A 9,698-nucleotide genomic window follows, 5' to 3' on the forward strand; every position below is an offset into this window, starting at 1 on the left:
CGCCGCACGGTGGGTTCACCCACCGGGTTGTGGGTTCCCAACCCCTCTGACGGGTTGGGAACCCACAACAGCATGGGTAAACCCACGGTCGGCGAATCCACCCGGCCATGATGCAGAGGTGCTCGCGGGCGCCGACGTCGGCGCCCTGCCGGCCACTCCACTCGCCGGCCCCTCGGCCCGCCCGGCGAGTGCCCCACGCCCTGCCCTACGTCCTGCCCTACGTCCTGCCCTACGTCCTGCCCACCTCGACCTCTCTTCCCACCCCGCTGCCCGTCGTCGGCCAGCCGCCTCCCTGATCCGCGCACGGTGGGTATACCCACGCTGTTGTGGGTTCCTAACCGCTCAGACGGGTTGGGAACCCACAACAGCGTGGGTGAACCCACGGTCGGGGAGACGTTGGCCGTCGCTGAGAGTGGTGTCGTCGAGGCCGGCGTGGGATGTGCGCAGGGCAATCCGCGGGGTCGCGTGGTGAGCCGCGTCGTGGACGGCGTCGTGGACGGCGTCGTGGACGGCGTCGCGGACGGCGTCGCGGACGGCGTCGCGGACGGCGTCGCGGACGGCGTCGCGGCGGGCCGCGCGGTGGGACGCGCGGTGGGCCGCCCGGTGGGCCGCGGACAACGTCGCGGACAGCGTCGTGGACAGCGTCGCGGTGGGCCGCGACTCTGGGCCGCCCGGTGGGCCGCGGACAGCGTCGTGGACGGCGTCGTGGACACGTCGTGGGTGGGGCGGTGCGGGTGGTCAGCTGGCGATGGTGGTCCGGCGGGCGCGGGCGAACGCCTTCCGGATGCGCATCGCCGTACGTGCCGGATGCTGGAGGTCCTCCCACTTGATCCGGACGATTTGCAGACCGAGTTCACGCAGGCGGTCCTCGCGGAGCTTCTCGCGAATCAAGGACTCGGTGGATCCGGCACCGTACTTGATCATGCCGTCGAATTCCACGATCGTGTCGTACTCGGGAAAGTAGAAGTCGACCCTGCCGATCAAGCCTTGGTCGTCATGGAACACCGCCTGAAGGACCGGCTGCGGGAGCCCTTCATTGTGCATGAGTACCCGGAGCAGTGACTCACCCACCGACTCGGCCAAGGGGTTGGCGAAGGCAACCGCGAACCGAATACTCGGCCCACCCGGCCAGCATTCGGTCACGGCCAGCAGCCGGCGGAGTTCGGCCGAGGTCACGTCGGGGCGCCGGAACGCGGCGTCGGCGGACACGACCGCGGTTTCGAGCGACGCCGTACTCGCGGTTTCGACGACCGCACGCGCAGCCGAGGTGACTGCCACATCCTCGATCTCGGTCACATCAGCCGGCGTGAGTTCCGCCTGATGGTGCCGGACGCCGGCCTTTCTCCCACACCGCTCAGTGGTGGTTCTCGTGAGCTGGACTTCAGTCAGATCAACGTCCCACACCGGGATTCCGTGCAGAACGAGGGCCGAGTAGTGGCTCACGACCGCCGATCCGGCACGCATCGAGTTCACCGCGGCGTGGATCAGTCGGCGGTGATGATGCACCGCCCGTTCCCAGGGCGGGAGAGCGTCGAGCTCGACGTGCTCTGTGTACTGTCCACGGCGCAATCGTTCCCAGCGGCCGGCAGCCAGACGTTCGCGGATCTGTTCGGGGCTGTACCCGGCGTTCATCGCCTGGTCGCGGCTGAACACTCCGCCTTGTCTCGACGCGACTCGCTTCAGTTCGGGTTTCACCCCTCAAGGGTCGGTCCTTGCTGCCCGTCTCCGCTGCCCGAATCCCCAATCTGTGGATAACCCTCCGCCACCCCGGCCCCACTCCTCGCCCCACTGGGTCGACCTCCCCACGGTGGGTTCACCCATCGTGTTGTGGGTTCCGCACCCGTCACCAGGGTCAGGAACCCACAACACGGTGGGTGAACCCACCTTGTGTGCCGGTGCGGGCCTCCGAGCTGGCGCGGGCCAGGTCGTGATGAGTGCGGCCCCTGTGGAGCAGCCCGTCGTGGCGCGGGCCGAGCGGCGCAGCCCGTCGTGGCGCGGGAGGGACGGCGCGGGCCGGGTCGTGATGACAGCGGCCCGTTGTGGCGCGGGCCGGGTCGTGATGACAGCGGATTGCAGCGGCCCGTCGTGGAGCGGTCCGTCGTGCAGCGAGCCGTTGTGGGGCGGGTCGTTCTGGGGCGGGTCGTTCTGGGGCGGGTCGCGGTGGGGGCGGGCGGGGTCAGTTGGCGATGCCCGCGGTGGGGGTTTCGGAGGTCAGCCAGGTGGTGAGCAGGCGGGCGCCTGCTCCGGTGGCGCCGGCGGAGTATTCGAAGCGGTCGGACGGGGACTCGGCGATCGACGAGAGGTCCAGGTGGGCCCACGGGATGTCGCCGGCGAAGGCCTTCAGGAACAGTGCGGCGGTGATCGAGCCGGGGCCCTTCGAGCTGTTCACCGAGTCGGCGATCGGGGTAGAGATCAGGTCCTCGTACTCGGCCGGCAGCGGCATCCGCCACAGTTCCTCGCCGGACACCCGGCCGGCGTCGGCGAGGTTGTCCGCGAGCGCGTCGTCGGTCGCGAACATCCCGCCGTACAGCATCGCGCCGAGCGAGACCTTGATCGCGCCGGTCAGCGTCGCGACGTCGACGAGGACGTCGGGCTTCAGTTCCTGCACGGCGTACGCGAGTCCGTCGGCGAGCACCAGCCGGCCCTCGGCGTCGGTGTTCTTCACCTCGGTGGTGCGGCCGCCGTAGTGCCGGATCACGTCGTCGGGGCGGTACGCCGTGCCGGACGGCATGTTCTCCGCGGCGCAGATCAGACCGGTGACGCGGACGTTCGCGCCGAGGTCGCGCAGCGCGGACATCGTCGCGATCACGGAACCGCCGCCGGTCATGTCGCGCTTCATCGACACCATGCCCTCGCGCGGCTTCAGCGACAGGCCGCCGGTGTCGTAGGTGATGCCCTTGCCGACGATCACGACGTACGGCGTCTTCTTGGTGGCACCCTTCGGCGTGTAGTCGAGCCGGATGAACCGCGGCGGCCGGTCCGAACCCCGGCCGACCGCGAGGATACCGCCGAACCCGTCGGCGGCCAGCTTCTTCTCATCCCAGACGGTGACCTCGAGACCGGTGGCGGCGGCGACCTCGGCCGCCCGTGCGGCCAGCCAGGCCGGGTCCTTCTCGTTGGACGGGGTGATCGCGAGCTGCCGCGCGAACCAGCCGGTGCGGCCGATCACCACACCGCGGTCCAGGACCGGCTGCCGCTCGGCCGCCGATCCGTCGGTGAGCGTGACGGTGCCGACCGCGGGCTTGCCGGGCTCGGATTTGAGCGTGTACGAGAACGAGCCGAGCACGACCCCCTCGGCGAACGCCTGCAGCCGGGTGTCGTCGATGCCTTCGGCAACGACCGTGGTCAGTTCGTCCTTGCCGCGGCCGTACCGCGCGACGGCCGCCCCGGCGTGTCGCAGCTCCTTCGCGGTGCCGCCGCCGGCCCCGACCAGCACGATCTCGGTGACGTCACCGGTCAGCAGCGGGTACGACGCGGTGCTGCCGGCGGACGCGGTGAACCCGGTGTCGCGCAGCACCTCGAGCAACCGGCCGAGGTCCACGCCGAGCCGCTCGGCGGCCTCCTTCGCGGCGGCCGGCAGGCCACCGCCGCCCTTCTCGCCGTCACTGTCGCCGTCACCGTCGCCGACGACGAAGACCCAGGTCGACGAACCGTGCACCGGCAGACCGGGCTGCCAGGCAACGACCGGGAGACTGGGAAAGGGAGACGAACTGCTGCGGCGAGCCACGGGGTCGGACCTCACTGTTCGATCAAAGATGTGTGACGAAGCTGCTCAGTGCTGGAGCAATGCTGGAGCAATGCTGAATCGGTGCTGGAACCGGGCACAACAAACCGTAACGACCCCGGTCGGCGCCGGCAGCGGGGGTCTCGGGGCTCCGCGCTCCAGGCGCAGCGTCCCGACACACCCTCACAGGCACCCACCGGGGTCGGAATGTCGGTGGCAGGGGGCAGACCGGCGCCCCCGGGAGGACGTGATCAGCCGACGACGGCCTTCAGTGCGTTCCCGAGCTCGGTCGCCTCTTCGGCGTTGAGCTCGACGACGAGCCGGCCGCCGCCCTCGAGCGGAACCCGCATCACGATCCCGCGGCCCTCCTTGGTGACCTCGAGCGGACCATCGCCCGTCCGCGGCTTCATCGCCGCCATGCGCGCACCCCTTCCCAGTGTCGGTTTTGAGCGACGACACCGCAGCGGATACCGTCGCCGGCGCCGTTGCGGTGATGCGCCGTCGGCGCGTATCGCAGTGTGTATCAGACCCCATTATTCCCGATCTCGGGCCAGAGCCGTGCACCATACGGCAGACTCGAGTCTTGTGCACGCCCGATCAGCCCTCTTCGACCTGTACGGCGACCACCTGCGCGCACGTGGCGCACAGGCCCCGGTCGCGGCTCTCGTCCGGCTGCTCGCACCGCTCGGCGTCCATCCGCCGGCGGTCCGGACAGCCGTCTCCCGGATGGTCCGGCAGGGCTGGCTGGAGCCGGTCCGGATCGAGGGCCAGCCCGGTTACGCGCTGACCGCCCGGGCGCGTCGCCGGCTCGACGACGCGGCCGCCCGGATCTACCGGACGGCGCCCGACGGCACGCCGGTCGGAGCCGGTTTCGAAGGCACCGGCGACTGGGACCGGCACTGGCATCTGGGCATCCTCCGCGAGGTTCCGAACGCGCGCCGCCGTGAGCAGCTGGCGAGCCAACTTTCCTTCCTGGGTTGGGCTCCGCTGTCCGACGGCGCCTGGGTCGGGCTACGCAACGACGCCGAGGTCGACCAGATTCTGGAGATCGAGGGCATCGCCGCGGACCGGTTCCGCGCCCCGGTCGGCGACGACGCCGTGGAGTTCGCCCGGCGGGTCTGGAAACTCGACGAGCTCGGCGCGTCGTACGAGGCCTGGCTGATCGAGGCGAAGGCGCTCGTGGACGCCGCCGGACCCGAGACCAGTGACGAGCAGGCGTTCGCCGTCCGGTCCGAACTGGTGCACGAATGGCGCAAGTTCCTGTTCCGCGATCCGGGGCTGCCGGACGAGCTACTGCCGCCCGACTGGGCCGGCACCAAGGCCGCCGAGTTCTTCGATTTCCACGCCGAACGACTGAGTCCCGCGGCCGGGCGTTTCGTCGACAACTGCCTGACCCAGCACTGAAAATCTCCTGCCGAACCCGAGAAAATCTGACTGACCGTCAAGGAGCTGACCACGATGAGTGATTCCGTCACGTACGCCGTCGCCGAAGGCGTCGCGACCGTCACGCTCAACCGGCCGGACGCGATGAACGCGCTCGACACGCCGACGAAGGTCCTGCTCCGCGACACGGTGCGGGCCGCTGCGGACGACCCGGAGGTGCGGGTCGTCGTCCTGACCGGCACCGGCCGGGCGTTCTGCGTCGGGCAGGACCTCAAGGAGCACATCGGGCTGCTCGAGGCCGACGACCAGGCGGCGCTGTGGAGCACGGTGCCGGACCACTACGCACCGATCGCGCTGGCGCTGGCCGAGATGCCGAAGCCGGTGATCGCGGCGGTCAACGGCGTCGCGGCCGGTGCCGGCGCGTCGATGGCGTTCGCGTGCGACTTCCGGATCGTGGCCGACACCGCCGGCTTCAACGTGGCCTTCGCCGGCATCGGCCTGTCCTGCGACACCGGTATCTCCTGGACGCTCCCCCGGCTGATCGGTCAGGCGAAGGCGCTCGAGCTGCTCTACTTCCCGCGCACCATCCCGGCCGCCGAAGCTCTGGAGCTCGGTCTGGCCAGCTCGGTCGTCCCCGCCGCCAACCTGGGGACGGCGGTCGCCGAGCTGGCCGGGAAGCTCGCAGCGGGGCCGACCGTCGCCTACGGCGCGCTGCGGCAGTCGCTGGCGTACTCGGCCAGTCACACGCTCGCCGAGTCGATCGCATTCGAGGCGACCAAGATGCAGCTCACCGGTGCGACCGAGGATCACCGCAACGCCGTCGAGGCGTTCGTCGCCAAGCAGAAGCCCACGTTCCGCGGGCGCTGATCCGCTCCCAGAGCCTGCTCGGCGGCGCTTGGATTTGAGCGCGAGGTCTTGTAATCGTTTCCGTAAACGATTACAACCTGACCCGTGAGGAAACTGTTGCTGCCGGTCCTGACCGCCGTCACGCTGGCCGGAGGGCTCGTCGTTCCGGGCTCCGTCGCGTCGTCCACGTCCCCTGCGCCGAGCGTCGTACCAGCCGATGCTGTCGAGCCGGGGACCATCCAGTCGGCGTCGATGCGCTCCGCCGTACTCCGCGAGGACATCAACTACAACGTCTACCTGCCCGCCGGGTACGCCGGGTCGGACCGGCGCTACCCGGTCATCTACCTGCTGCACGGCCGCGGCGACTCGATGAGCGCCTGGACGCAGGTGAAGAGCCGGCTCGACGAGCTGATCGGCCGCGGCGAAATCCCGCCGACGATCGCGATCATGCCGGACGCACCGTGGAGCAGCCGCGCGAGCTGGTACGTCGACTCCGCGTACACCGGTACCGACCGCGGACGGCCCGTCGAAACCGCGTTCCTGCGTGATCTCGTACCGCAGATCGACTCGACCTACCGCACGATCGCCGATCGCACCGGCCGCGCGATCGCCGGGTACTCGATGGGCGGCGCCGGCGCGCTGCGGTACTCGCTCGCCCATCCGCAGGTGTTCGGCGCGGCCGTCGTGCTCAGTCCGGCGGTGTACTTCCCGTTGCCGCCGAGCGATTCGAGTACCCGCGAATTCGGTGCCTTCGGCAAGGGAAAGGATCCGTTCGTCGAGGCGACGTACCTCAAGCTGAACTGGCCGGCCGCGCTGAGGTCGTTCGCGGCCACCGGTCTGCGCTCGCACCTCTACCTCGCGGTCGGTGACGACGAGTACAAGAATCCGAAGGCGATCGACGCGACGCACGACCTCGATTTCGAGACGCATGTGGTCTTCAACCAGGTGGCGCGACAGCCGAACCTGACGTCGGAGTTCCGGGTCGTCGACGGCGGCCACGACTGGGACGTCTGGGGTCCGGCGTTCGCCGACGGAGCGAAGTACATCTTCCAGTACCTCGGGAAGCCGCCCGCGACGCCGATGCAGGCCGCGATCGTCGGTACGCCCGGCGAGGATCGCGCCGGCGGCATCGCGACCGATGCCTCAGGCAACGTTTACCAGGCGGTGGCCGCGGCGGGTGCGCTGGACGGGCAGCCGTACGCGGGCGGGACAGATGTCGCGCTGATCAAGTTCCGCGCCGACGGGTCGCGGGAGTGGACACGGTCGCTGGGCACCGCTGGGACCGAGCGTGCGTACGGCGTTGCCGTGGACGCGCAGGGACGCGTCGTCGTCACCGGGTACACGAACGGAAACCTCGACGGCGCGCATTCAGGAAACGCGACCGACGATGCGTTCGTGGCGCAGTACGACGCTGCGGGGAATCGCCAGTGGATCACGCAGTTCGGCGTACCCGGCGTGGCGGATCGCGGATACTCGCTGGCTGTCGACGGGGCCGCGTTGTACGTCGGCGGTTATACGAAGGGCGCTCTGGATGGGGCGAATCAGGGCGACAAGGACACGTTCGTCGCGCGGTTCCACGGCGACGGTCGGCAGGTGTGGGTGCGGCAAGGCGGCAGCGCCGGCGAGGACAAGGGCATGGCGATCGCTGTGTCGGGTGGGGCGGTCTACCTGGCCGGGATGACGGCCGGTTCGTCCAGTGGCGGTATCGACGGTTTCCTGGCGCGGTACTCGTCCGACGGCGATGCAGTGTGGACGAAGGAGTTCGGTACATCGGCGTCCGACGAGGTGTGGTCTCTCGCGGCGGACCCTTCGGGTGGCGTGTACCTGGCCGGCTACACCGCGGGCGGTTTCGCGGGGCCCTTGGCCGGGGACAAGGACATCCTCGTCGCGCGCGCCGACGCGGACGGCGTACTGACGTGGCGGGATCAGTTCGGCACGACCGGAAACGACAAGGGAGCTGCCGTGGCGGTCGATCCGAGCGGGGCGGTGTACGTCGGCGGCTTCACGGACGGATCGCTGGTGTCGCCGCTGGGCAAGTTCGATGGAGTGCTGGCGAAGTACGCGCCGGATCACACGCGGGTGTGGACGCGGCAGTTCGGTACGGCGGACGACGATGCGGCCGATGCTTTCGCCGAGGCGAATCTGTTCCTCGCGACGACATCTGGCGGCACCCAGTTGACCGGGTTGACGGGGACCGATGCGTTCCGGACCGCGTTCACGGCCGACGGCGTCAACGCGTTGCCGTAGAGGTGAGTGTCCGGCCTCGCGGCCGGACACCCCTCAAACGTTTGGTGGGCCCCACGACCACGTTCCGGCCGGGCGAGTCACGGCCGGACAACCACCTGACAGTCGGGGAGCCCGCGAATACCTCATCACGTTGAGTACCCGGAGCACAACTCGTTCAGCCGTTTGTCTTCGGTTTCGCCCAAAGTTCCTTTTGCAGATGCAAAAGGCTTCTGCACGTGCACGCGTTTTACCGGGCTATACAGGTTGCCAAGTGGTCGTTCACGATGCCGGTGGCCTGCATCAACGCGTACGCCGTGGTGGGTCCGACGAAGACGAAACCCTTCTTCTTCAGGGCTTTCGACATCGCCACGGACTCGGGTGTCGTCGCCGGGACGTCGGCGAGCGTCTTCGGGGCCTTGTGCTCGGCGGGACGGAACGACCAGAGCAGCTCGGTGAACTCGCCCGGCGCCAACTCGAGCAGGGCGCGCGCGTTGGAGATCGTCGCGTTGATCTTCAGCCGGTTGCGGACGATCCCCGGGTCGGCCATCAGCCGCTCGAAGTCGGTCTCGTCGTACTGCGCGATCTTCGCCGGGTCGAAATGCGCGAACGCGGCCCGGAAGTTCTCCCGTTTGCGGAGGATCGTGATCCACGACAGCCCGGACTGGAACCCCTCGAGGGTCATCCGCTCGAACAGCCCGACGTCGTCGCGGATCTCGTTGCCCCACTCGTTGTCGTGATACGCGACGTACTCCGGCGCCGAGGTCGCCCACCCGCACCGCGGCTGCCCGTCCGGCCCGATCACCGTCATCCCCGCACCTCCCGAACCAGCCGTCGCAACGAGATCCGCATCATCACCTCGAACGCGCGCCCGACCACCGGCCAGCTCCACACCCCCAGCTTGCCGAGCGGTGGCAGCACGTCTTCGGCCCAGCTGAACCTGCTGGCGGTGGCGGTCGGCTCGATGCCGAAGGTGCCGGTGCCTCGGACGACGGTGCCGAGGTGCTTGACCGTACATTCGCGGGGTGGGTCCCAGGTGGTGATGACCATGTCGTCAGTGAACCCGATGCCACCGACAGAAGTCCGCGCCGCGACTCCCCCACCGACGCCGGTGCCGTCGTTCTCCGTCGCCCAGACGCGCGTGAACAACATCCAGCGGGACTGGCGGTTCCAGTCCATCACCACGTCCCAGGCCGCCTCGGGCGTCAGCGGCAGCTCGACCGACGCTTCCGCGTGACAGCTCCGCGCCTCACTCATCAGCTCGGCCGCTGATAAGCACCCTCACCAGCCTGATCGGCCGGCGGCCAGAACTGCCACCCTTCCCCATCCCCCGCACTTCGCTCCCCGGACCCGTTGGCCTCCGCGCCCGGCACCTGCTCCCCCTGCTGCAGCCCCTGGGCCTGGGAGGTGTCGTACTGCGAAGCACCCTCCGCCTGGCCTGGGCCGTCGTACTGCGTGTCCGGAGACCGGCGCGGAGCGTCGTACTGCGCATCCGCGGACTGGTGCGGAGCGTCGTACCGCG

At 69.5% G+C, this 9,698-nt stretch carries 10 protein-coding genes; 3 read left to right on the forward strand and 7 right to left on the reverse strand.

Annotated elements, in window-relative coordinates:
- Positions 1–342: 342 nt before the first annotated feature.
- From AB0B82_RS22020 to AB0B82_RS22035, 4 genes are all read right to left on the reverse strand, one after another.
- Positions 343–618 (reverse strand): hypothetical protein, encoded by a 276-nt coding sequence (locus AB0B82_RS22020; protein WP_360171404.1) that lies wholly within the window; start codon positions 616–618, stop codon positions 343–345.
- A 120-nt stretch (positions 619–738) separates the two neighbouring features.
- Entirely contained in the window at positions 739–1,695 is a 957-nt protein-coding gene (locus AB0B82_RS22025; RefSeq protein WP_360171406.1) for a type IV toxin-antitoxin system AbiEi family antitoxin domain-containing protein, read from the reverse strand.
- Positions 1,696–2,176: 481 nt separating this feature from the next.
- Positions 2,177–3,727, reverse strand: a complete 1,551-nt coding sequence (locus AB0B82_RS22030; RefSeq protein ID WP_360171409.1) for a leucyl aminopeptidase family protein — start codon at positions 3,725–3,727, stop codon at positions 2,177–2,179.
- A gap of 248 nt (positions 3,728–3,975) precedes the next feature.
- On the reverse strand, positions 3,976–4,143 hold the full coding sequence (locus AB0B82_RS22035; RefSeq protein ID WP_355476735.1) for a DUF3117 domain-containing protein: 168 nt from the start codon (positions 4,141–4,143) through the stop codon (positions 3,976–3,978).
- A 166-nt stretch (positions 4,144–4,309) separates the two neighbouring features.
- Here AB0B82_RS22035 and AB0B82_RS22040 point away from each other — a divergent pair, with 166 nt between their 5' ends.
- The 3 genes from AB0B82_RS22040 (at position 4,310) to AB0B82_RS22050 (ending at position 8,200) form a co-directional block, all read left to right on the forward strand.
- On the forward strand, positions 4,310–5,128 hold the full coding sequence (locus tag AB0B82_RS22040; RefSeq protein WP_360171412.1) for a PaaX family transcriptional regulator C-terminal domain-containing protein: 819 nt from the start codon (positions 4,310–4,312) through the stop codon (positions 5,126–5,128).
- Between the two features lie 54 nt (positions 5,129–5,182).
- Positions 5,183–5,974 carry an enoyl-CoA hydratase-related protein gene (locus AB0B82_RS22045; protein WP_360171415.1) on the forward strand — a complete coding sequence of 264 codons (792 nt, stop codon included), beginning with the start codon at positions 5,183–5,185 and terminating at the stop codon, positions 5,972–5,974.
- Positions 5,975–6,058: 84 nt separating this feature from the next.
- Positions 6,059–8,200, forward strand: a complete 2,142-nt coding sequence (locus AB0B82_RS22050) for an alpha/beta hydrolase-fold protein (protein ID WP_360171418.1) — start codon at positions 6,059–6,061, stop codon at positions 8,198–8,200.
- 226 nt (positions 8,201–8,426) lie between these two features.
- Here AB0B82_RS22050 and AB0B82_RS22055 read toward each other — a convergent pair whose 3' ends face one another.
- The 3 genes from AB0B82_RS22055 to AB0B82_RS22065 all read right to left on the reverse strand — a co-directional run.
- Positions 8,427–8,987: a DNA-3-methyladenine glycosylase I gene (locus AB0B82_RS22055; protein WP_360171421.1), complete on the reverse strand. Its 561-nt coding sequence runs from the start codon at positions 8,985–8,987 to the stop codon at positions 8,427–8,429.
- Positions 8,984–9,433, reverse strand: a complete 450-nt coding sequence (locus tag AB0B82_RS22060) for an SRPBCC family protein (RefSeq protein WP_360171424.1) — start codon at positions 9,431–9,433, stop codon at positions 8,984–8,986. The genes AB0B82_RS22055 and AB0B82_RS22060 overlap by 4 nt, the downstream gene beginning before the upstream one ends.
- On the reverse strand, positions 9,433–9,698 hold a 266-nt coding region (locus AB0B82_RS22065), incomplete at its 5' end, for a hypothetical protein (protein ID WP_360171427.1). The genes AB0B82_RS22060 and AB0B82_RS22065, both read right to left, overlap by 1 nt.

This window comes from Kribbella sp. NPDC048915 (assembly GCF_040649595.1).
GTDB lineage: Bacteria > Actinomycetota > Actinomycetes > Propionibacteriales > Kribbellaceae > Kribbella.